This window comes from Bordetella tumbae (assembly GCF_965139195.1).
Classification (GTDB): Bacteria; Pseudomonadota; Gammaproteobacteria; order Burkholderiales; family Burkholderiaceae_B; genus Bordetella_A; species Bordetella_A tumbae.
This window is the reverse complement of sequence record NZ_CBCSJH010000037.1, coordinates 20,194-41,531: the sequence shown is the minus strand read 5'-3', so window position 1 is coordinate 41,531 and position 21,338 is coordinate 20,194. Positions and strand designations below refer to the sequence as shown.

At 58.6% G+C, this 21,338-nt stretch carries 22 protein-coding genes; 13 read left to right on the top strand and 9 right to left on the bottom strand.

What is annotated here, in order from left to right:
• Positions 1-11: 11 nt before the first annotated feature.
• The 4 genes from arfB to ACNA0J_RS24970 all read right to left on the bottom strand — a co-directional run bounded on the left by arfB (position 12) and on the right by ACNA0J_RS24970 (position 4,141).
• Positions 12-428: an alternative ribosome rescue aminoacyl-tRNA hydrolase ArfB gene (arfB, locus tag ACNA0J_RS24985; protein ID WP_415821604.1), complete on the bottom strand. Its 417-nt coding sequence runs from the start codon at positions 426-428 to the stop codon at positions 12-14.
• Between the two features lie 150 nt (positions 429-578).
• Positions 579-2,339, bottom strand: coding sequence for an IlvD/Edd family dehydratase (locus ACNA0J_RS24980; protein WP_415821603.1), 1,761 nt, complete (start codon positions 2,337-2,339; stop codon positions 579-581).
• An 11-nt stretch (positions 2,340-2,350) separates the two neighbouring features.
• Complete coding sequence (locus ACNA0J_RS24975) at positions 2,351-3,151, bottom strand: HpcH/HpaI aldolase family protein (RefSeq protein ID WP_415821602.1); 801 nt, start codon at positions 3,149-3,151, stop codon at positions 2,351-2,353.
• Positions 3,152-3,166: 15 nt separating this feature from the next.
• The gene (locus ACNA0J_RS24970; RefSeq protein ID WP_415821601.1) at positions 3,167-4,141 is read right to left on the bottom strand and encodes a Bug family tripartite tricarboxylate transporter substrate binding protein; all 975 of its coding nucleotides are present in this window, start codon (positions 4,139-4,141) and stop codon (positions 3,167-3,169) included.
• A gap of 123 nt (positions 4,142-4,264) precedes the next feature.
• Between ACNA0J_RS24970 and ACNA0J_RS24965 the strand changes: the two genes are divergently transcribed.
• The 4 genes from ACNA0J_RS24965 to ACNA0J_RS24950 all read left to right on the top strand — a co-directional run bounded on the left by ACNA0J_RS24965 (position 4,265) and on the right by ACNA0J_RS24950 (position 8,451).
• Positions 4,265-5,386 carry a LacI family DNA-binding transcriptional regulator gene (locus ACNA0J_RS24965; RefSeq protein WP_415821600.1) on the top strand — a complete coding sequence of 374 codons (1,122 nt, stop codon included), beginning with the start codon at positions 4,265-4,267 and terminating at the stop codon, positions 5,384-5,386.
• Positions 5,387-5,670: 284 nt separating this feature from the next.
• Positions 5,671-6,636 carry a Bug family tripartite tricarboxylate transporter substrate binding protein gene (locus tag ACNA0J_RS24960; RefSeq protein WP_415821599.1) on the top strand — a complete coding sequence of 322 codons (966 nt, stop codon included), beginning with the start codon at positions 5,671-5,673 and terminating at the stop codon, positions 6,634-6,636.
• A gap of 27 nt (positions 6,637-6,663) precedes the next feature.
• Positions 6,664-7,422 carry an SDR family NAD(P)-dependent oxidoreductase gene (locus tag ACNA0J_RS24955; protein WP_415821598.1) on the top strand — a complete coding sequence of 253 codons (759 nt, stop codon included), beginning with the start codon at positions 6,664-6,666 and terminating at the stop codon, positions 7,420-7,422.
• A gap of 114 nt (positions 7,423-7,536) precedes the next feature.
• Complete coding sequence (locus ACNA0J_RS24950) at positions 7,537-8,451, top strand: LysR family transcriptional regulator (RefSeq protein ID WP_415821597.1); 915 nt, start codon at positions 7,537-7,539, stop codon at positions 8,449-8,451.
• 646 nt (positions 8,452-9,097) lie between these two features.
• Here ACNA0J_RS24950 and ACNA0J_RS24945 read toward each other — a convergent pair.
• Entirely contained in the window at positions 9,098-10,129 is a 1,032-nt protein-coding gene (locus ACNA0J_RS24945; protein ID WP_415821596.1) for an SDR family NAD(P)-dependent oxidoreductase, read from the bottom strand.
• Between the two features lie 5 nt (positions 10,130-10,134).
• Here ACNA0J_RS24945 and ACNA0J_RS24940 point away from each other — a divergent pair, with 5 nt between their 5' ends.
• On the top strand, positions 10,135-10,332 hold the full coding sequence (locus ACNA0J_RS24940) for a hypothetical protein (RefSeq protein ID WP_415821619.1): 198 nt from the start codon (positions 10,135-10,137) through the stop codon (positions 10,330-10,332).
• Entirely contained in the window at positions 10,301-11,158 is an 858-nt protein-coding gene (locus ACNA0J_RS24935) for a tripartite tricarboxylate transporter substrate binding protein (RefSeq protein ID WP_415821618.1), read from the top strand. Before ACNA0J_RS24940 ends, ACNA0J_RS24935 begins: the two co-directional genes overlap by 32 nt.
• A 69-nt stretch (positions 11,159-11,227) precedes the next feature.
• On the opposite strand, the gene ACNA0J_RS24930 is transcribed toward ACNA0J_RS24935, so the two are convergent.
• The gene (locus ACNA0J_RS24930; RefSeq protein WP_415821595.1) at positions 11,228-12,970 is read right to left on the bottom strand and encodes a flavin-containing monooxygenase; all 1,743 of its coding nucleotides are present in this window, start codon (positions 12,968-12,970) and stop codon (positions 11,228-11,230) included.
• Between the two features lie 459 nt (positions 12,971-13,429).
• Here ACNA0J_RS24930 and ACNA0J_RS24925 point away from each other — a divergent pair, with 459 nt between their 5' ends.
• From ACNA0J_RS24925 to queD, 3 genes are all read left to right on the top strand, one after another.
• Complete coding sequence (locus tag ACNA0J_RS24925; protein ID WP_415821594.1) at positions 13,430-14,164, top strand: SDR family NAD(P)-dependent oxidoreductase; 735 nt, start codon at positions 13,430-13,432, stop codon at positions 14,162-14,164.
• A 132-nt stretch (positions 14,165-14,296) separates the two neighbouring features.
• The gene (gene queE, locus ACNA0J_RS24920; RefSeq protein WP_415821593.1) at positions 14,297-14,929 is read left to right on the top strand and encodes a 7-carboxy-7-deazaguanine synthase; all 633 of its coding nucleotides are present in this window, start codon (positions 14,297-14,299) and stop codon (positions 14,927-14,929) included.
• 31 nt (positions 14,930-14,960) lie between these two features.
• On the top strand, positions 14,961-15,404 hold the full coding sequence (gene queD, locus ACNA0J_RS24915) for a 6-carboxytetrahydropterin synthase QueD (RefSeq protein ID WP_415821592.1): 444 nt from the start codon (positions 14,961-14,963) through the stop codon (positions 15,402-15,404).
• 10 nt (positions 15,405-15,414) lie between these two features.
• On the opposite strand, the gene ACNA0J_RS24910 is transcribed toward queD, so the two are convergent.
• Positions 15,415-16,500: a TRAP transporter substrate-binding protein gene (locus tag ACNA0J_RS24910; RefSeq protein ID WP_415821591.1), complete on the bottom strand. Its 1,086-nt coding sequence runs from the start codon at positions 16,498-16,500 to the stop codon at positions 15,415-15,417.
• A gap of 13 nt (positions 16,501-16,513) precedes the next feature.
• On the bottom strand, positions 16,514-17,302 hold the full coding sequence (locus ACNA0J_RS24905; protein WP_415821590.1) for an aldolase: 789 nt from the start codon (positions 17,300-17,302) through the stop codon (positions 16,514-16,516).
• Positions 17,303-17,497: 195 nt separating this feature from the next.
• Between ACNA0J_RS24905 and ACNA0J_RS24900 the strand changes: the two genes are divergently transcribed.
• Complete coding sequence (locus ACNA0J_RS24900) at positions 17,498-18,094, top strand: helix-turn-helix domain-containing protein (RefSeq protein ID WP_415821589.1); 597 nt, start codon at positions 17,498-17,500, stop codon at positions 18,092-18,094.
• Positions 18,095-18,184: 90 nt separating this feature from the next.
• On the opposite strand, the gene ACNA0J_RS24895 is transcribed toward ACNA0J_RS24900, so the two are convergent.
• Positions 18,185-18,505 carry a 4a-hydroxytetrahydrobiopterin dehydratase gene (locus ACNA0J_RS24895; RefSeq protein WP_415821588.1) on the bottom strand — a complete coding sequence of 107 codons (321 nt, stop codon included), beginning with the start codon at positions 18,503-18,505 and terminating at the stop codon, positions 18,185-18,187.
• A gap of 121 nt (positions 18,506-18,626) precedes the next feature.
• Between ACNA0J_RS24895 and ACNA0J_RS24890 the strand changes: the two genes are divergently transcribed.
• From ACNA0J_RS24890 to ACNA0J_RS24880, 3 genes are read left to right on the top strand one after another with little or no spacing between them, the layout of a single operon-like run.
• Positions 18,627-19,076 carry a MarR family winged helix-turn-helix transcriptional regulator gene (locus tag ACNA0J_RS24890; protein ID WP_415821587.1) on the top strand — a complete coding sequence of 150 codons (450 nt, stop codon included), beginning with the start codon at positions 18,627-18,629 and terminating at the stop codon, positions 19,074-19,076.
• Complete coding sequence (locus tag ACNA0J_RS24885; RefSeq protein ID WP_415821586.1) at positions 19,073-21,127, top strand: FUSC family protein; 2,055 nt, start codon at positions 19,073-19,075, stop codon at positions 21,125-21,127. Before ACNA0J_RS24890 ends, ACNA0J_RS24885 begins: the two co-directional genes overlap by 4 nt.
• On the top strand, positions 21,124-21,336 hold the full coding sequence (locus ACNA0J_RS24880; RefSeq protein ID WP_415821585.1) for a DUF1656 domain-containing protein: 213 nt from the start codon (positions 21,124-21,126) through the stop codon (positions 21,334-21,336). Before ACNA0J_RS24885 ends, ACNA0J_RS24880 begins: the two co-directional genes overlap by 4 nt.
• Positions 21,337-21,338: the final 2 nt, after the last annotated feature.

Genomic DNA, 21,338 nt, shown 5'->3' with positions numbered 1-21,338 from the left:
CAATCAGCCTCTCAACTATCGTTGACTTTTCCGCGTAACCGCTTGACCTCGCCATGCAATACCTTGCGCTGCACCCTGCGGCGCTGCGATGCCCGTGTCGGTCGCGTCGGCCGCCGGGCCTTTACGGGCTGAGCCACCGCGCGCACCATCTCTGCCAGACGCTCCAGCGCCTCGGCGCGATTTTTTTCCTGGCTGCGATAGGCCTGCGCTTTGATCACGATGACGCCGTCTTTCGACACGCGTCGATCCGGTAATTCGCACAGCGCGTCCTTGATGTGATCGGGCAAACCCGATGCCCGCACATCAAATCGCAGATGCACTGCGCTGGATACCTTGTTGACGTTCTGGCCGCCCGCCCCCTGGGCGCGGATCATGCCGAACTCGATATCGCGCTCGTCGAGGTATAGGTCGTCTTGAATGTGATACATGAATAGAAAATCAGCGCGGCGATGGGAAAACCCCTCGCCGCCCTCGATCAAAATGAGAACTACAGATCACATTTCATCGTTATTTTCCGTTTTTGTGAAGTACAGATCGCATTCTGGTGCCCATCGGGTCGAGCACGGTACCAGAACGCATCAATGGATGGGGGGCTCCGGTGTGGGGTCATTGCCCGACAGACTGGCAAAGTCGCAGCCCAGATGAGCCTGCGTCACCTCGTTTTGATAGATGCGCGTAAAGCCACGCGTATAGGGCTGCGGCGGCGGAGACCATTGGCGGCGGCGTGCCTCCAGTTCCTCATCGGACACCAGCATATCCAGACTACGCGCGCCGATATCCAGTCGCACCCTATCGCCCGTACGCAGCAATGCCAGCGGCCCGCCGATGGCTGATTCGGGCGAGACGTGCAACACACAAGTACCGTAATGCGTGCCGCTCATGCGTGAGTCGGAAATGCGCAGCATGTCGCGTACGCCCTTTTGCAGGAGCTTCTTTGGAATCGGCAGATTGCCCCACTCCGGCATGCCAGGCCCACCGATGGGTCCACCGTTACGCAGCACCAAGACCGTGTTCTCGTCCACATCCAGATCGGGGTCCGCCATCGCCTCGAACATCTCGGCGTTCGAGTCGAATACCAGCGCCGGGCCGGTATGGCGCAGCAGATGCGGACTCGCCGCCGAAGGCTTGATGACCGCGCCGTTAGGAGCAAGGTTGCCGCGTACCACGGCCATCGCCAGACCGGCCTCGGCGCAATCCCCTACACCTTGTTTGAGCGGGGCGGCGGGGTCCAGGATCGTGCCGTCCTCCTCGACCTCAGGCCAGTCCGCGAGGTTTTCTCCCAAGGTGCGGCCGGTACAGGTCAGCGTGGATAGATCCAGATGAGCGGCCACCTTGCGCAGCACCGTCGGCAATCCACCCGCATAGAAAAAATCCTCCATCAGGCGCGTGCCCGATGGGTACAGATTTGCGATCACCGGCACGTCTCGCGCAATCGCATCGATCTCATCCAGATTCAACTCGATCCCAGCCCTGCCCGCCATGGCGGGTAAATGGACGGCGGCGTTGGTCGAGCCGCCCAGGGCGACATACGTCACCACGGCATTGCGAAATGCCGCTGCCGTGCAAATCCGCGAGGGTTTCAAGTCCTCCCACACCATTTCAACCGCACGATGACCGCATTGCCACGCCATGCGAGTATGTGCGGCATCCACGGCCGGGATCGCCATCGAACCCGGCAACGATAGTCCCAGGGCCTCGACGATGGCGGTCATGGTGCTGGCCGTTCCCATGGTATTGCACGTGCCTACACTGCGCGTCATGCGCGACTCCATCGCCATCCATTGCGATTTGTCGATGGCGCCGATGGTGTACTCGGCAAAGAATTTTTTGGTATGCGTGCCGGCGCCGACGGCTTCGCCGCGATAGCGGTCGTTCAGCATCGGCCCCGCCGGCATGAAAATGACGGGCAAATCCATCGACAGCGCACCCATGACCAACGCAGGCGGCGTCTTGTCGCAGCCTCCCATCAGCACTGCACCGTCTATAGGCAAGCTGCGCAACAACTCCTCGCACTCTACCGACAGCAGGTTGCGATACAGCATCGTGGTGGGCTTGACCATGACTTCGCCCAGACTGAGCGCGGGCAGCTCCAGGGGATAGCCGCCTGCCTGCAATACGCCGCGTTTGACGGCCTCGGCCCGCTCGCGCAAATGCGCATGGCACGGCGATAAATCGCTCCAGGTGTTGATGATCCCGATCACCGGCCGTCCCATGAATTCCTCACGGTTCAGGCCCTGCTGTTGCATACGCTGGCGGTGCGCGAAGCCGCGAATATCATCGCTGGCAAACCAACGGTGGCTACGCAGCGTTTCTGGTGTCTTGCGTTTAGGTGTGGTCATGGGCGAACAGGTTAATAGGTGGCAGGCGTCACATCGGCGCCGCGTTTCGCAAACCGGGCAGCCGTCTCATCGCAGGCCTTGCGCAGCAGCACTTGATCCGTCGCCACGGCGACAAACAAGGCGCCCAGATCCAGGCACTCGCGCGCCCGAGGCTCGTCCAGCATCAATATACCCGGCGCTTTTCCGCACGCGAGGATCCGGGCGATGGCGCTATCAATGGCGGCGCGCAACTTGGGATGATGCAGCTCCCCAGGAATGCCCATACTGGCCGACAAATCTGCTGGACCGATGAACACCCCATCGATGCCGTCCACCGACGCGATCTGCTCCAGTTGATCCAACGCCTCCATGGTTTCGATCTGCACCAACACACAAAGCTCGCGTTCGGCCTCTTGCACGTAATTCGTGTCGCGCCCAAAACGCGAACCTCGCATGGAGCCACCCATGCCGCGCACGCCCCGTGGCGGATAACGTGTCGCCGCCACCGCCGCCTCGGCCTCATCGCGGTTTTGCACAAAAGGCAATAACAGCGACTGCGCCCCCACATCCAGGTGACGCTTGATCAGCACCGTGTCGTTCCACGCAGGCCGCACGACGGCGGATGCGGGCCGATCATGTTCCGCGGCGACCGCCTGCAATAGCTGCTGAACCACAATGGGATCGCTGGGCGTGTGCTCGGTATCGATCAGCAGCCAATCAAACCCGGCACCCGCGATCAGCTCGGACACCATGGGAAAGGGCAGCGTCGACCACAGGCCGATCTGTGCTTGCTGCGCCTGCAAGGCACGTTTGAAAAGATTAGGACTAGGCATAGGAAAATAGAAAGTTCAATCGATGTGTACGTTGCCGGCCTTGATGACCTCGGCCATGCGTTGGGAATCAGTTTTCAAGCGCGCCTCAAATTCCTGGGGCGTGGACGACAGGATTTCACTGCCTTGCGACTCTTGCGGTTTACGAAACTCTGGCGTGGCGAGAATGGCAGCCATTTCTTTATGCAGCCGCTCGACGATAGGCGCCGGCGTGCCGCTGCGAACCAACATGCCGCTCCACGCGATCTGTACAGTGCCTGGCGCACCGGCCTCTGCCATCGTCGGTACGTCAGGGGCCAGCGGCGAACGCTTTTCATCGGCCACCGCCAGAATACGTATCTTGCCCGCTTGCGCCACCGGCAATACCGCCGACAAATTGTGGAACATCATCGGGATCTGCCCGCCCATGACATCGGTCAGGGCTGCTGGCCCACCCTTGTACGGCACATGCACCAATTGAGTCCCGGTACTCGCCTCGAATTGCAACCCGGTCAAATGCATGGTGTTGCCGTTACCCGCTGAACCAAACGCCAGTTGGCCGGGCGCGGCCTTTGCCGCCTTGACCACATCGGCCACGGATTTGTACGGCGTCTGCGCGCCTACCACCAGTACGTTCGGCGTCTGGTTCGTCAGCGTGATGGGCTGAAAATCCTTGAACGGATCAAAGCCCGGTGACTTGTAGAGATGCGGATTGACCGCCAGCGTACTGATCGAGCCATAAAAAATGGTGTAGCCATCGGCGGGACGCTGCGCCACATAGGCCGCAGCGATGTTGCCGTTGGCCCCTGCCCGATTCTCCACCACCACGGGCTGGCCCAGCCGGGCGGCCAAGGCCTGCGCGAACGGCCGGGCAACCGCGTCGGCGGCGCCACCCGGCGGCTGGGGCACCACCAACGTGACGGGTTTCTGCGGATAGTCCGCCGCGTGGGCAAGCGGCACGGCGGCCAACGCCACCACGGAAAAAACAGCGCGGCCTAGGCGCGAAATCATCATCGTTTGTCTCCTGTCTGCGAAATTCAGGGGTTGTCGTTATCTGCTGGCCGGTCAAATGATACCGGTTTCATTCACTATGGTACCGGTATCATTTTGCACATGCAAGAGGTATAGTTCCGTCCTATGACGCATGTACCCTCGCCCCCTCCGGACTCTGATCACGCGGCCGATTCCCCTGCTGAATCTCAGCCACGGTCTCGTACTCGTCCCAAACTGGGTCATTACACGATCCATGACGTAGCCGCCCTGGCTGGTGTATCGTCTGTCACCGCGTCCCGCTATTTCAATGCGCCCCACAAAGTCTCGCAAAAGCTGCGCGAGCGCATCGATGCCGTCATCGCCCAGACCGGCTATGCCCCCAATCAGATCGCCCGGCGCCTAGCCTCGACCCATGGCGGCCCTGTCGGTGCGATCATGCAGAACGTCAGCAGCCCTACGTTCGCGCAAATGGTGCGTGGGATGACCGATGGGCTGGAGGCCCAAGGGCTGCAATTGCTATTGGCCAATACCGAGTACTCGGTGGACACCGAATCCCGCGCGATACGTGCCTTTGTGGGGTGGCATCCCAGCGGCCTCATATTGACCCGCGGCGATCACTCCCCTGCCATCGACAGCCTGCTGCAGACCTTGCAGATTCCCATCGTTGAGGCCTGGGAAATCCTGGAAGGCCGCCCGTATCACCAAGTCGGTTTTTCTCAGCACGCTGTCGGGCTGATGCTGGCCGAGCATTTCCTGCAGCAAGGCGCGCGGCGCGTTCGCTTTGCCATGGCACAGGGAGCGCACGGCGCACAGGACACACGTGCCGAACGGCGGGCGCAAGGCTATTCGCAGGCCATGCAGCAGGCGGGACTCAGCAGCGACATCGTGCGCGTCGCTGCCGACGATGACTACGCGGCAGGCTTGGCTCACGTGACGCGATTAGCCCAGGAACCCGCAGAGCAACGCCCCGAGGCCGTGATATTTGCGCACGATCATCTGGCGCTCACAGCGCTCTTGCGCGCGCCGACATTGGGTCTATCCATTCCGCGCGATTGCGCGATCGCAGGCTTTGGCGACGTCCCGCTGGCCAGCATTGTCGAACCCGGCCTGACCACCGTACGCACGCAACCCTACAAAATCGGCGAACAAGCCGCTGCCACGCTAGTGGCTGCTCTGCAAAATTCAGCCCAGGAAATCACGGCGCCCACCATCCACCACGTGCCTTGCGAACTGGTCGCACGGGGCAGCAGCCAAGTCCAGGCCTAGAACCTCTCATTGACATCGTCGACGGCCTGGATCAGGCCGGGTTGGAGCGCTTGGCCGGCCTGCCAATCAGCGACGCAATCTGAATTGCTGTTAATGCCGCTTGCGCTTCGGCGCCGGCATGCCGCGCATGCGCGATGCCAGCGTCTTTGCAATGCACGCAAAGGAGTTTGCTGCACAGCGAGTGATTTATCCGGGATCAAAACCTTTAAGCTGAAACACGCTAAGAAATTGAAGCCGCAACACAACGGAGCTTCAACTTCTAATCTAAAAATACGGAGACAATCATGATCAAACGTAGGCTATTCGCCAGCGCGCTGTCATGCCTGGTATTTTTCAGCACGCCTGCGCCGGCCCAATCATTTCCGTCTAAGCCGATAAGGCTGATTCTGGGCTTTGGGCCAGGTGGAGGCGCCGACGCCATCGCCCGTCTGTATGCCTCAGAATTGCAAAATATCCTGGATACGCCAGTGATCGTGGAGAACAAAGCCGGTGCATATGAACAGCTAGGCGGCCGTGCGACTCAGTCAGCCGATGCGGACGGACATACACTCTGGATCGCCACGACCGGCGGCGTCATCCAAGCTCCACTAATACGGGACATGCCCTATGATCCCGCTCGAGATTTCACGCACGTCGGTGTCATTGCCGAAGCCGACGCCGTGATCGCAGTCAAAAACGACCTGCCGATAAAGAGTATGGATGAGCTGATTGCATACGCACGTGCTCATCCTGGCAAGCTCAACTACGGGTCTGCCGGCACAGGTGCGCCCAGCCATTTGCTCGTGGAATACATTCAGTCCGTTACCGGCATCACGACCACACATATTCCGTACAAGAGCGCCGCTGATGTGGCTAGTGCTCTGATGTCGGGCAACGTAGACTTCGCAGTTATCGTGCCAGGCGTATCGGCGCCGTTGATCAATGCAGGGCGAATCCGTGGAATTGCCATCACCGCTAAACAGCGGGCCCCTGCTCTGCCTGATGTGCCGACGCTCGAAGAAGGTTCCATTGCGGAACTGAAGAATATGAGCGTCTATGCTTTTTACGCTGTCCTGGGTCCCAAAGGGATACCTCCCGACATCACTAAAAAGCTGAATAACGCGTTCAATCAGGCCTCCATGTCGCGGGAGGTGCAAGAACTTTCGGTAGGAATGAATTTCCGCCCGGTTGTCAGCACCCCTCAGGAGTTCACAGACCGAATTGCCCTTGACACGGCAATATGGCGCAAAGTTGTACAGAAACCAAAATAGCCTGAACTCCGACCGCGACATTCAAGTATGAAAAAGACAGCAATCATCACCGGCGGCGCATCCGGAATCGGCCAGGCAACCGCACAAACCCTGCATACCCGAGGATGGGATATATGGTGTCTTGATATCAACATACCCAAATCCGCATCGGGTGCCCTACCCGATCCGTTGGGCATTACTTATCTCCAATGCGATGTTTCCGACACCGCAAGCGTGCAGTCGGCACTGTTAAAGATCGCGGAAAGCACTGATAAAGTCGACGCATTGATCTGTTCGGCCGGAGTACTGCGCACCGGCAACCTGATGGACCAAACGCCCGGAGAAATTGACCTGATGATGCAAGTCAATATTAAAGCGCCATGGTTAATTGCCAGGGAGACACTCCCTCTGCTAAAGAGGGCCTCGCGTCCAGACGACCCGGCCCGTGTGGTCTTTGTAGGATCTATAAGTGGCATTCGGCCCAAAGTGGGAGCCGGGTTCTACGGCGCGAGTAAAGCGGCATTACATGTACTGACCGGAGTACTGGCAGTGGAACTGGCAGCCAGTGGCATATTGGTGAATGCCGTCGCCCCTGGAACCGTTGACACACCGATGATAACGGCAGCATCCCAGCCCTCTAAAACCTCTCAGTACAAGCCTTCAGGCGAGTCGCCTTTGGGCAGAATCGCGAACCCTGGTGATATTGTGCAGGTCATTCTTTTCTTTCTCAGCAACGCCGCCCAGTACGTCACAGGCACAGTCCTCCCCGTGGATGGGGGAACACGAGCAGCATTCCAGCCCAGGTAAAGCCCTGGCCCATCGATGATGAAAACAGAGACGCGGCCTAGCTGCCCAACTATGAATTTGCAAGGCGCACTCTTATACTGAGGTCCGCAGATGCATCGGGAATACGAGCCTCGAATGGACGAACTTGCAGCAATTCGTGTCTTTATCAGTGTCGCTGAATCAGGCAGCTTTTCCGAGGCGGGACGCCGGCTGGGCATGTCGACGAGTTCAGTTTCCCGGCAAGTGGGTGCCCTGGAGGAATGGGTTGACATTCGTCTATTCAAACGCACCACACGCAATCTGTCGCTTACCGAAGCGGGTGAAAACTATCTGGCCTCGGTGGCTCCCGCGCTGCGGGAACTCGAACTGGCGCGGCGCAATGCTCACTCCTATCAGCACAAGGTCAGCGGCGCCATTCGGGTCCATGTACGTGCGTCGGCAGGCACCGAGGTTATCGTGCCGGCCCTCTCATCGTTTTTCGCTCTTTACCCGGATATCGAGATTGACCTTACGCTCACAGACGAGCGCATTGATCTTTTGAAGAACGGCGTGGACGTCGCCGTGTGGTTGGGAAAACTCGATGATTCCAACATGGTTGCACGAGAGCTCAGCGGCAGTAAACGCGTCGTATGTGCAAGCCCAGCCTACCTGCAGCGCAGTGGAGTGCCGAAAAAGCCCGAAGACCTGATACACCACAGTTGCCTCGTCTATCTGAAGCACAACTACTCCAAAGAATGGCACTTCAAGAAAGGCGATGAATCCTACAGCATCCCCGTTTCCGGGGCTTTGCGTACCCCCGACAGTGCGGTTCTGATGGCGGCCGCACGGCAAGGGCTGGGGCTTGTGCTGCTTCAAGATTGGATGGTGCGCAAGGCCGTCGAGCTGGGTCAACTACAGGCGGTGCTGACCGACTACGAAGCGTCGCCCACAGGGCAGCACACCTCGCTCTATGTCGTGTATCCACACCGGCACCGTATCCCCCAGAAAGTGCGAGTCTTCATCGATTTTCTCGTGCGACTCTTCGACTCCAGATCAAGCGTAGCGAGATAACACCTCTTTTTCACCTGGGCCTCAAACCAGACCGCAGTCCGCCGTCGACTCAGCAGGGTGCTTCGGCAAGGTGTATGCGGAGTCTGCCAACTCAGCAGCGGTGTTGTCGGGCAAACCGAGTTCGAATGCATTGAGCGTCAGGGATACCAGGCAGTAATAGCCCAATATGGCAACCAGCTCGACCATTGCACGCGTACCGAGCCCGTTTGTTCCCTTCTCGTAACTGGCTTGAGAGAGTTTCCCGGTCTTCAACAGCTCTGACGAAAGCTGATACACCAGTTCCTCATCAGCCTCACGGAACACAGGTGATCCATGGCTGGCGATGGTCGAAATAATCCCGGGGTCAAGCCCGGCATCCAATGCAATTTTCTTGTGTGCCGTCCACTCATGATGAGAAGTCCAGTGACGTGCGCAGACCAGGATTGCCAGCTCGCTGAGCCGGGGGCTCAGCNACGTCTGGAATCGCAACAATGCCCCTAGATGCTGCGCTCGACGAGCGAGCTCGGCATTCTGCAGCCAGGCAATCATGGGAGCGGGTATTTTTCCGCGAGGCCCGGCCTTGGCCTCTTCACACACGCAAGCCTGTTCGGGAGACATGGTTTGCAAATCGGGTAACTCAATGCGGGACATCGGAGCCTCCAGACGGTCAAATAGCGGGACGTGCAGCCGTTAGGCCACCGTCCACGACCAGCTGGGTTGCAGTGATATAACCGGCCTCATTGCTCGCCAGAAACAACACGGCGTTCGCCACATCCCAAGCATCGCCCATGCGGCCAATCGGAACGCTTGCATGGCGGCGTGCAACGAAAGCCTCGGTATCCGTGACGCCCAACTGTTTGACCAGCCGGCTTTCAACCAAGGGCGTGTGCATCGTTCCTGGAACCACGGTGTTGACTCGAATCCCCTTGCGAGCATAGGCGATACCCAGTGAGCGGCTGAACGCCATGATGCCGGCCTTTGACGCTGCATAGCCCACGCTCACTCGCCCCCCCATCTGGAATGTCATGCAGCCGATGCTGGAAACGTTGACAACGGCGCCTACACTGCCATCTTGCTCAAACTGCCGCTCCATGACCGGAAGAACATGCTTGCAGCCGAGAAATGCGGTTTTCAAGTTGAGATCCATCTGGGCATCCCAGGCTTGCTCTGACATCGTCACGGGGTCGCCCGGAGCACTGCCGCCCACATTATTGACCAGCACGTCGATGCGTCCCATTTTGTCGAGACATTCCTGAACCGCGCTGGCAACCTGTTCACTATCGGTCATATCACATTTGCGAAACGACCAGTCCGTGAGGTTCCCCGCAAGCATCGCAGTGCGCGTCCCCTCAATGGCGGCCTCGTCTCGATCAACGCCAAAAACACGTGCGCCCTGGCGAGCCATGAGGACGGCAGTGGCTTTTCCGTTACCCCAGCCCTCCCCTATGGATCCGGCTCCCGCAATGAAAACGACTTTACCCGACATATTGAGCATATTGCCTGTTCCCTTAGAGCACTTGATGAAGCCCCATGTAAAGATTCTACGTACGGAGAGCGAGGGAGAAACAGCACAGAAACCGGAAAGCAACCTTGCTCCACATGCAAAGATCAGGCCATGCGCGGCCCTCAGTTCTGGAATGTCCCGGCGTCTGCAACACACCTTTCCATAATCAGTACATGCATAAACTGCGGAATCCAAGAACAATGAAGCTCCTGCTCCTTCGCACGGAGCAAGGCTCAGATAACAACATGGGACAAATCAATGAAAATCACGAGAAGATCTCTTCTGATAGCCAGTGCCGCACTGCCGCTTGCGGGCTGGGGCAAGCTCGCGCATGCGCAGCGTTATCCTTCACGGCCAATACATATCGTGATACCTGCTGCCGCATCGACCTCGATTGATGTCACGGCCCGGTTTTTCACTGAGCCTCTAGCTCAGCGTCTTGGCGGTTCTACCGTCATTGAGAACAAGCCAGGCACAGGCGGACTCATTGCGTACGCTGGCGTAGCCAAAGCGGCCGCAGACGGCTACACCTTGATGATGGCAGGAATACCAATGTATCTGCTGCCTTTGCTCTCCCAGGGCACCGCCACCTTCGATCCATTGGCGGCTTTCTCGCCTATTGCCCGCGTCGCGAGGGTGTCTTTCGGATTGGTGGTGAACTCAAGCTCGCCTTACCACACCCTGCAGGACTTGATCCGAGCGATGCGCGACAAGCCCAATGAGTTGACCTACTCGTCTCAGGGAGTCGGCAGTGCAGCTCACTTGTGCGGCGCCCTTCTGACCCATATGAGCAATACAAAAGCACAACACGTTCCGTACAAATCAACGGCGACGGCAACGACAGACGTAGCGGCCGGCCTGGTCAGTTTCACCATGCAGCCCGGCCCGTCCGTCCTCGGTTTGCTGCAGACCGGGAAACTGCGCCTGCTGGCTGTATCAGGAGCTCAACGCTGGGAAGCTTTCCCGGATGTCCCCACCGTCGCACAGGCGGGCATCCCAGACTACGAGCTTTCTTCATGGTTAGACTTCGTCGCGCCAAAGGGCACGCCCGATACAGTCATGACGCTCTTGGACGGGCAGCTCAGAGAGATTGCACGCACGCCGGAATACAAGGACTTCTGCAGCCAAAAAATGATCTTTGCAGAAGAGGTCGGCCATCAGGAGCTCGCACGACAAATGCAACACGAGGCCAGGAGATGGAAGGAGATCGTCGAGTTGATTTAGGCGTCAAAAGGCTGGCGGAACGTTGAGAGGCAGGTTCCCCGGTATCAGCCCGATACCGGAGAGTCCTGCCTATTGAGTCAATCCCAGCTCGCGCGCCTTGATCTGTATCGCAACGTAGTGCGTATACACCCGGTTCTGGGATAACCCGCCCCCCACAAACCACAAACCCCGCTGCGGCGTCGGGCCAAACATGTTGCGCAACTCCCCGTTTTCTGCCAGCCCCCAGATGGGGCCCACTTTCTCGGCAATCTCTTCACCGAGCAAATTTTTCACTACCTCTTCCTGCGGATAATAGCCAGTAGCCGCAATCAGGAGATCGGCCTTCTCTATGGTGCCATCCTTCATCAACAAGCCTTCGGCAACGAACCTTTCGGCATCCTGCCATTGCAGCAGACCGATGTCACCGCTCGCGATCAACTCGGCGCATCCACAATTCAGGTAATAGCCGCCATGGCGCGTACGCAGCTTCATCTGGTGACCTGCCTCATCAGGGCCGAAATCCAGCTTGAAACCACGCGCCCGCAGGCCATTCAACAGCTCTTTGTCGTGCTCTTTCATCCTCTTTACGTTGAGCTGATATCCACGGCGCAGCAATGGCATGGTCGGCGCGGTGCCGATGAGATCGGCATCTTCCAGAGGGATGTTCTCTTGGTAGTGCACCGTGTTGTTAAACGCGGCGGCCTCCACACTCACCACAGTCGTTGAACCGCGCTGTATGAGTCTGACGTTCGCACCATGCTCGTGTAGATCTTGAGCGCAATCGTGCCCGCTCGTACCCGTACCCAGTACGAGCACGTCCTTGCCCTTATACGAGGCACCGGAGTAGTAGTCTTCGGTGTGCAGCACTTCGCCCTTGAAATCGGACAGACCGGGTAACTCGGGGATTCTTTTTCCGCCGGCGATTCCGTTGGCGAAAACAATATGTGTTGGGTGCAGCGTTCGCTCTGAACCGTCCTCGACCCGTACGGTCGCATTCCATCGCCCGGACTTTTCATCGTAGTCGCCATGTATGAACGTCGTGCTCGTCCAGACATTGCACTGCATCGCCCACGCGTAGAACTCCAGGAAACCCGCAAGCATGTCCTTTGGAAGGTACTTGGGCCAGTTCGGCGGAAACGGTATGTAGGGAAAATGGTTGATAGCCACTTCGTTGTGCAGTGCCAGCGAATGATAGCGATCACGCCACGTCTGACCAACACGTGCGCCCCTCTCGACCACCAATGCGTCCACGCCCAGCAAGCGCAATCGAGCCGCCAATGAAACGCCACCCTGGCTTCCGCCAATGATCAGAACCACGGGTTCGCGATCTTCGAAACGTTGTTCTTGCGTGCGCAAATCCGACCAGTTTGCACCTCCAAAGTTGCGCGAAATCGCTGAGCCTGCAGGCCGGCGCTGCAGAATCGGTTCTTCGTGCCCCTTAAGCTCCGTCATCGAACTGGAAAACACCCACGCCCTGTCCGGCGCAGTGACAGGCAGCCGAAGCACACCATGGCAACGCGCGACGTCGGTTTCAAAGCTGAAGATCGCTTCGATGACATCCTCTCCCGTCCGTTTCACACGCCGGGGGGGAGTCCGTCCTTGCGCCACGCGGAAATTGCGAGCGTTGACTTGAGGCTGATGGCATATCAGAGCATCTACCACGGACAAGCAATCATCGTGCGGCGAAATGTTCCAGGTGAATGCCAGCATGTCACGCCAGTGACATTCCCCTGCAAAGCACTCGAGCAAGGCTTCGCGATCACATGCTCGCAGCGCTTTTTCGAACGCAGTCAGCCACCTGCTGGCTTGCGCATATTCGGAGCGTTGCTCCATCGCAGTGCAATTTTCTTGTGTTCCTGTGTCGACCAACATTCTTGCCCCTGATAAGACTGGGCTCCCTGCCATTAGGGCCCCACGCATGCAGTCGATTCTAGAGTGGGCGCGGGCCTCCACTAAGTAGCTGGCGCGGCAAAGAACATTGCAGAAACCGCAAAACTCCTGAAGCGAAGTTTCCTTTCCAAATGCCTTTGCCGGGGATGCAAAGCACCTTTTCGGTCTTCAAGTATCTATTGCGCAAGCCAGTCCCTAAAATTTACGCAACACGCCTCCGAGTTCGGCGCTTGTAAATAATCCTTAAAGGGAAACGCCATAGTGCCAGACGAATTCATACTGAAGGCATTGGGAGCAGACATCCCCCAATCATGGCCAACTCAATACCTGCGAGCCGCCTCCAAAGGCGCCAGCGTGCTCACCTCCCTTGAAGACTAATCCACCAACCACAGCCGAACAGACATGAGACTAAAGAACAAAATTGCCATCATCACCGGTGCAGCAAACGGCATGGGCGAAGCAGAGGCGCGCCTCTTTGCCCAAGAAGGCGCCACCGTCGTACTTTCCGACATCGACGACGTTCGTGGCGAGCTGGTTGCCGGGCAGATTCGCCTGGACGGCGGCCAAGCCACATTCTTCAAAGCGGACGTATCGCGAACAGATGATTGGAAGGCCCTGCTCGATCATGCCGTGTCTACACACAGTCGACTCGATATCCTGATCAATAATGCCGGCATATCATCCAGCTCGTTCGGTATCGACGACCTGGATGCTTGGGACACGCTAATGGATGTCAATTCCAAAAGTGTTTATATCGGCTCGCAACTGGCTGCGGAAATCATGAAAAAGGCCGGCAGGGGTTCAATCGTGAATATCTCGTCAATATTTGGAATCGTGGGCGGCGAGACCGGGCATCCGGCGTACCATGCATCAAAAGCTGCAGTACGAAACGTCAGCAAAGCGCTGGCGGTACGGCTGGCCTCGCATGGCGTGCGGGTCAATTCGGTGCACCCCGGCTATATGACGCCGATGGTGTCGTCCAATGCCGCGGGGGTGGACCGGGCCTCAAAATCCCCAATGATGCGCCTGGGACAACCGATAGAGGTTGCTTACGGTGTGCTCTTTCTCGCTTCGGATGAGGCATCTTTTGTCACCGGAGCCGAACTGGCGATTGATGGCGGTTTTTTAGCGCGGTAGTAACAGGCAGGCTAGGCGGCGCTGCAGATCACGAAACGGTACTTCCGTGCCAGTTGGTCGCGCGCGGCGGCAACAAGGCCGCATAACCCGGTAAAATACTGGATTACCCTAGATCGGCCCTGCCGTTCTCGCATGACTTATTCCGCCAAAGAAATCTTCAAAACCCTGCAAGGCGAAGGCGCCCAGGCGGGGCGTGCTGCTGTGTTCTGCCGGTTCGCCGGATGCAATCTGTGGTCGGGCCGCGAGGCCGACCGGGCCAGTGCCGCCTGTACGTTCTGTGACACGGATTTTGTCGGCATCAATGGCGAGGGTGGCGGCAAATTCGCCACGGCGACCCTGCTCGCCGATACCATCGCGGCGACATGGGGCCCGGATACCAAAGACCGCTATGTCGTCTTCACCGGCGGCGAACCGCTGTTACAGCTCGACGAGGCCTTGCTCGAGGCGGTGCACGCGCACGGTTTTACCGTCGCCATCGAAACCAACGGCACGCTGCCACCGCCCCCCGGTATCGACTGGATCTGCGTCAGCCCCAAGGGCACCGCACCCGTCGTCATCGAACGCGGCCACGAGCTGAAGCTGGTCTACCCGCAAGCCAATGCATTGCCCGAAACCTACGCCCACCTGGATTTCGAGCACTTTTTCCTGCAGCCCATGGACGGGCCGGCGCGCGTCGCGAACACCGAACAGGCCGTTCAGTACTGTTTGCAGCACCCGCAATGGCGGCTCAGCCTGCAAACCCATAAATACATAGGCATTCCTTAATGATGACCCCTCACGCCCAGCGAGGCTTGCGATGATCTCAGTGACTCGCAAGCTGGAATTCGATGCCGGGCACCGCATCCCCGATCACCGCAGCCAATGCCGCAACCTCCATGGCCATCGTTATGTCCTCGAGGTCACCCTCACCGGCGATATCGTCGACGCGCCGGGGGAATCCGATAACGGCATGGTGATGGATTTTTCGGAAATCAAATCCATCGCCAAGCAACATATCGTCGACCCCTGGGATCATGCCTTTCTGGTGTATCGCGGCGATGAGGCGGTGCGGGGGTTTCTCGATACCTTGCCTGGCCACAAGACCGTGGTGCTCGACTGCATCCCCACGGTCGAAAACCTGGCCAGCATTGTTTTTCGCACCCTGGCGCCGCACTACCATGGGCACTATGGCGCACAACTGCGCCTGAGCCGCGTGCGCCTGTACGAGACGCCCAATTGCTGGGCGGATTGCGAGGGCTGAAACGCCCTCATCACAGGCCTTTCTCTCGCGTTGCCATCAGATAGTTTTCCGCCGCGCCATCGTTCACGCTGTTCCACAGCAGTTGATCCGCACGAAACTCGCGCCACGATGTAAAGACTTTGGCGAACTGCGGGCTCTTTGCTGCGTAGTCGTCCAGGACCTGCTTGGTCGCGCTCTGCATCGCTTGCATGACCTCGCGCGGCCAGGACTTTAGCTTGACGCCCTGCCCCACCAGGCGCTTGAGCGCCACGATATTGTTGGCGTCATACTTGGCCAGCAAATCATCGGCTGCCATGGCGCTGGCGGCACGCAATGCCTCTTGGTAACGGGGCGGCAGCTTGGCCCAGCTATCGCGATTGATCGCCAGGCATAGGTTCGCCCCCAGTTCCATGACGCCAGGACCGTAGTAGTAGCTCGCGACCTTGGCAAAACCCAGTTTTTCGTCGTCGTACGGCCCCACAAACTCCACTGCGTCCAGCGCCCCCTTTTCCATCGCGGGATAAATATCGCTGCCCGCGACCTGCTGCGGGATGGCGCCGAGTTTTTCGTACACCATGCTCAGCATGCCAGGCGTACGTATCCGCAGTCCCTTCAGATCGTCGACTGTCTTGATCTCTTTGCGAAACCAGCCGCCCATCTGCGCGCCCGTATTGCCGCAAGGAATCGCCAAGGCATTGAAGCGAGCGTACAACTCGTCCATCAATGCACCGCCGCCGCCATGCAATAGCCATGCCGTCTGCTGACGCGGCGTCAGTCCGAACGGCACGCCTGTATCAAACGACAAGGCAGGCTCTTTACCGAGGTAATAAAAACCTGCAGTGTGCCCACACTCGGTCGTGCCGTTCTGCACGGCGTCCAGCACCTGCAAGGGCGGCACGATCTCGCCCGCAGAAAATCCCCGGATGGTGAATTTTCCATCCGTCAGATCGGAAACGCGCTTGGTCAGGTATTCCGCGGCTCCCCAGACGGTGTCCAGGGACCGTGGAAAACTGCTGGGCATACGCCAATTGATGGTGGGAGCCTCTTGCGCCACGACCGGCGCGGACAACAGGGCCCCACCCGCCCCTGCCAAAGTTAGGAAACGGCGGCGTTGCATGGCAAAGCTCCTCTCAATCGAGACAGTCAGGCGCCTCGCGCAACGCGCGACGGGCGAAATAGGCGAAAGTCAGCTCCAGGATCTTGGGCTTGACCAGAAAATCGTGGGACTCGCGTGCGCGGTCGGCAGGCACGGGATTGACCGGCCCGATCGCGCGGGCACGCAATTGCAATGCCGCGACCTGCTCGAGCCAAATAGCCATCACCGTGGCTTCCTCGACCGATTTGCCGGCCGTGAGCAGGCCGTGATTCGCCAAGAGGATGGCACGTTTGTTACCCAACGCCTTGGAGATGATTTCGCCTTCGTCGTCACCGATAGGCAAACCCGGCCACTCGGGCAGATAGGCACAATCGTCAAAAAACGGCGTGGCGTCCATGTGCGCCACAACGAGCGGCTCACCCACCATCGACAGCGCCGACACGGACGGGGGATGCGTGTGCACAATGCACTGGACTTCCGGGCGATGCCGGTAGATCCAGGCGTGGAAACGATTGGCCGGATTCGGCAGCGATTTGCCATCCAGAGGATTGATGTCTTCATCGATCAGAATCAATTCGCTGGCACGTGCCTCGTCGGCGCCGATCCCGAAAGGCAAGGTCCAAATCGTGCCAGGCTCATCGCCCCGCGAGGTGATCTGTCCGGCCAGGCCGCCATGCCAATGGCCTTGCGCGGCCAGCATCCGGCAAGCCAGGGCCATTTTTTGCGCTGAAGTCCAATTCGCCGAGGGCGTCGCCCGTGCCTCGATCTCGCGATCGACACGGCTGCGCAGGGCTTCTTTATCTTGAAAAGCGTAATCCGACATCTTGATATCCGTTCATTCCAGGGAGAGACAACACGTACCGGTTATCTCGTCTGCTTTGCCCTATAGGCAACATGTTGTCCAAAGTACAAATTATTGCCCATATAGACAACAAGGGGAAACCCTCAATGTCGCGCTGTGCGCCACGCCCAAAAGTGGCATCATCGCGTTTTCGCCCGAGATAGCCGCCGTCTTGCCATGCCAGCCAAACGTCCACCTTTAGCCGCCGCGCCCCCTGATGCTCAGCAAGTGGGTCTACGTATCCGGGCAACGCGACGCCAGCGCAAATTGACGCTGACAGCACTGGCGGCGCAAACCGGCTTGGACAAGGGATTTCTGTCGCGCCTCGAACGCGGGGAAAAATTCGGATCGGTCGGCACGCTGCATACGGTGGCAACCGTGTTGGGAACGCCGCTGTCCGCCCTGCTGGGCGAGGCCGATCCCAAAGACGAAATCCATATCGTGCGCGCAGGCGAACGGCACCGATTGAGCTCGTCAGACACGGAGCCAGGTGAACACACTTATGAAGCCATCACCATGGGAGCCAGCAACAGCGGCCTGTCCGTCATGGTGGTAGAGGTCGGAACGCATGGCGAGCGCACCGTGGCTCACCACGGCGGCGATGAATTGATCTTTGTGCTGGAAGGCCGCGTCCGCGTGCATTTCGGCGAACACACGGTGCTGCTGGAGCGCGACGATAGCGTGCGTTTTCCGGGCTATCTGCCACACAGCTTGTGCGCCGAAGGCCGCAAGACCGCACGAGCGCTCATCATTATCGCCAGCGATCAGGCTTGAGAGCAGGTTGCCTGGTCGGTACCCTGCCGTCATAAAGCAAGACGCCCTCACCCCATGCAATGAAAAGCATGGCATGCAGTAGAGAGGTCTTCAGCCAGCCACGTCGGCCGCCCCCATGGATACGGCCGTTTCGTTCATGAAACGGGCCATGCGGACATCCAACTCGGTCACGCCGTCAGCCGAATGGGTGGACAGCACCACGTCGACGCGGTTGTACACGTTGAACCATTCGGGGTGGTGATCGAGCTTCTCGGCGTACATGGCCACGCGCGCCATGAAACCAAAGGCAGCGTTGAAGTCTTTGAACTGGAAGCTTTTCTGGATAGCGTCACGCTCGGCATGCGCCCGCCAGCCGGCAAGGCCGGACAGGACGTTCTGCGCGCCCAGCCGGGGCAAGGATGGTTTAGTCAAAGTCGCTCTCCTGAACGGTCAATGTGCCCTAAAGGAAAATTCTCGCCCAAATATATTGTTAGGATGCTAATAAATAGCATACAATACAAATATGACGAACCCACACACCGACTCCTGCCTTATGGCCACCACCGCCAGCCTGATGGTGCTATCGCGTGCTTATCGCAGCGTAGCCGATAGCGCCCTGTCTGCCTATGGCCTGTCACAGGCAACTGCCTGGCCTGTCATTTTGACGGGCCGGCTGGGCGATGGCGTGCGCCAGGGTGCGCTCGCCGAGGCGCTCGGTGTCGAGGGACCATCGTTGGTTCGTGTCTTGGATCAGTTGGTTTCGGCCGGTCTGATCGAACGCCGCGAGGATCCGCACGATCGCCGTGCGCGCACGATACATCTGACGCCTGATGGCCATGCCCTGCGCGAACAAGTCGAAGGCGTCCTCGTCAAGCTGCGCCGCGAGATTTTCAAAGACGTCAGTCACGAAGACCTGCAAGCATGCATGCGTGTTTTTGACACATTGAAATCGGCACTAGGCCGAGACGATGCGGTTCCCATGCCCAAGGAGCCCCGGCCATGAAACTGCCCGACGGCGATGAAATACTGTTTTCGATCAAGTGCTACATAGGCGCCATTACGGCGCTTTATCTTTCGTACTCCATCGGATTGTCCCGCCCGTTCTGGGCGATGACGACGGCCTATGTTGTGGCTCAACCGTGGGCCGGCGCAGTGCGATCCAAGGCGGTTTTCCGGCTTGGTGGTACTTTTTTTGGCAGCGCCGTGGTGGTGTATCTCGTGCCGCGCCTCGCCAGCCAGCCAGTGCTGATGGTGCTGGTCATGTCGCTCTGGATCGGTCTGTGCCTGTATATCTCGGTTCTCGACCGCACTCCCCGCTCGTATTTGTTCATGTTGGCGGGTTATACCGCCGCCATGATCGGCTTTCCGAGCGTGACCGATCCCACGACGGTGTTCGATACGGCTTTAGCACGGGTCGAGGAAATTTCTCTAGGCATTGTTTGTGCAACGCTAGCGCATAGTTTGATTTTCCCGCACGGAATTGCCGGCCCCTTGATGGCGCGACTGGATGCGACGATGCGCGATGCGCGCAACTGGGTTCACGATATCCTGACCAATCGCGAGACCGTGCTGCGCGGCAAAGAGCGTCGCGTCTTGGCCGAGGATCTATCCCAACTGCGTATACTGGCCACTCACGTGCCGTTCGATACGGGCAATATCCGTTGGACGGCGGGTGCGGTACGCGCAATGCAAGACCAGATCTCTGCCTTGACACCATTGGTGTCGGCTGTCGATGATCGTTTGAACGCACTGCAAAAAGACGGGCGTGCACTGCCCGATACCGTCAATAGCATTTTGCGGGACATTGCGGCTTGGGTCGATATGGGTCCCAAGGCCGACCGCGCACAAGCCCACACACTGCGTACGGCGTTGACGGCGCTGACCCCCGAGATCGGTCCTGCTGCCGATTGGCATGATGTGTTGATGATCAGCCTGGTCAATCGTTTACGTGAGTTGGTCGACGGTTTTGATCGCTGTCTGGCATTGCGACATGATATTCGTGATGGTCTGGCGGGTACGCCGCGCAAGTCCGGCCGCCCCGCCCGTCTGGAGTTCGGTGCCGTGATGCACCGTGACCATGGCTTGGCATTGTGGTCGGCGCTGGCCGCTGGCCTGGCCGTGTCAATCTGCAGCATTTTCTGGATTCAAACGTCGTGGACTAACGGCTCGACGGCAGTCATGATGGCTGCGATTTTCAGCTGTTTCTTTGCCGCGCAGGATAACCCCGTGCCCGGCATCATGATGTTCCTGAGGTACACGATTTACTCGATTCCCATCTCAGCACTGTATTTATTGGGGATCTTGCCAGCGGTGCATTCGTTCGAAATGCTGGCGTTTGTCATGGCGCCTGTCCCCCTGATGCTCGGTGTATTGATTGCCCGTCCGGCTTATACCCTCAAGGCCATGGCCTTGCTATTCGGCTTTCTGGGGACACTCGCGCTGCACGATACGAACACAGCCGATCTGGTGTCGTTTATCGACACGATGACCGCACAAATCATCGGTGTGACGACGGCGGCTATCACTGCCGCGATCTTCCGTACCATGAGTGCAGACCGCAGCGCACGTCGAATTCAAGCCGCGAACTGGAAAGAACTGGCGGCGTTGGCGAGCGCCAGCCAGGCTCCCTCGCGTTCGGCCTATGCCTCTCGGATGTTGGACCGTATCGGCATGCTGCAACCTCGCCTGTCTCTCGCTAAACGCGCCGATGACCATTTGGCCGATGATGCGTTGAAAGATCTGCGCGTCGGTAACGATATTGCCGAGCTGCAGCGTGCACGCCGTATTCTGCCTGCCATCGACGCCACGGTACGCCCGGTATTGAAAGGCTTGGCGGATTTTTTTCGGCAACGCTCGACCCAACACCGCAAGTCATCCGATTACCCCAACTTGCTCGACAACATTGACCGGGCCTTGGCTCGCGTTACGGCATCTCCTGGGGCGCTGGTGGCGCGCGAACGCGCCGTCGTGGCGCTGGTCGGCATCCGGCGTGCCTTGTTTCCTGAAGCCCCTGACTATCAATCCGGTATTTTGCTGCCGGCCCATGCATCATGATCGGCGAATTTAATTTGTACGGCATTTATTTCCCTTGGCCATTGGTGCTGGGGGTGATCACGCTAGGGGTCGCCTGGGTCGTGCGCCGGGTGTTGGCCCGAGTCGGTTTTTATCGGCTGGTATGGCACCCCGCCTTGTTCGATATGGCGCTATATGTGGTCCTGCTCTATGGCGTGTACCTGATTTCACCTTATATATTCAAGAAGTAGCA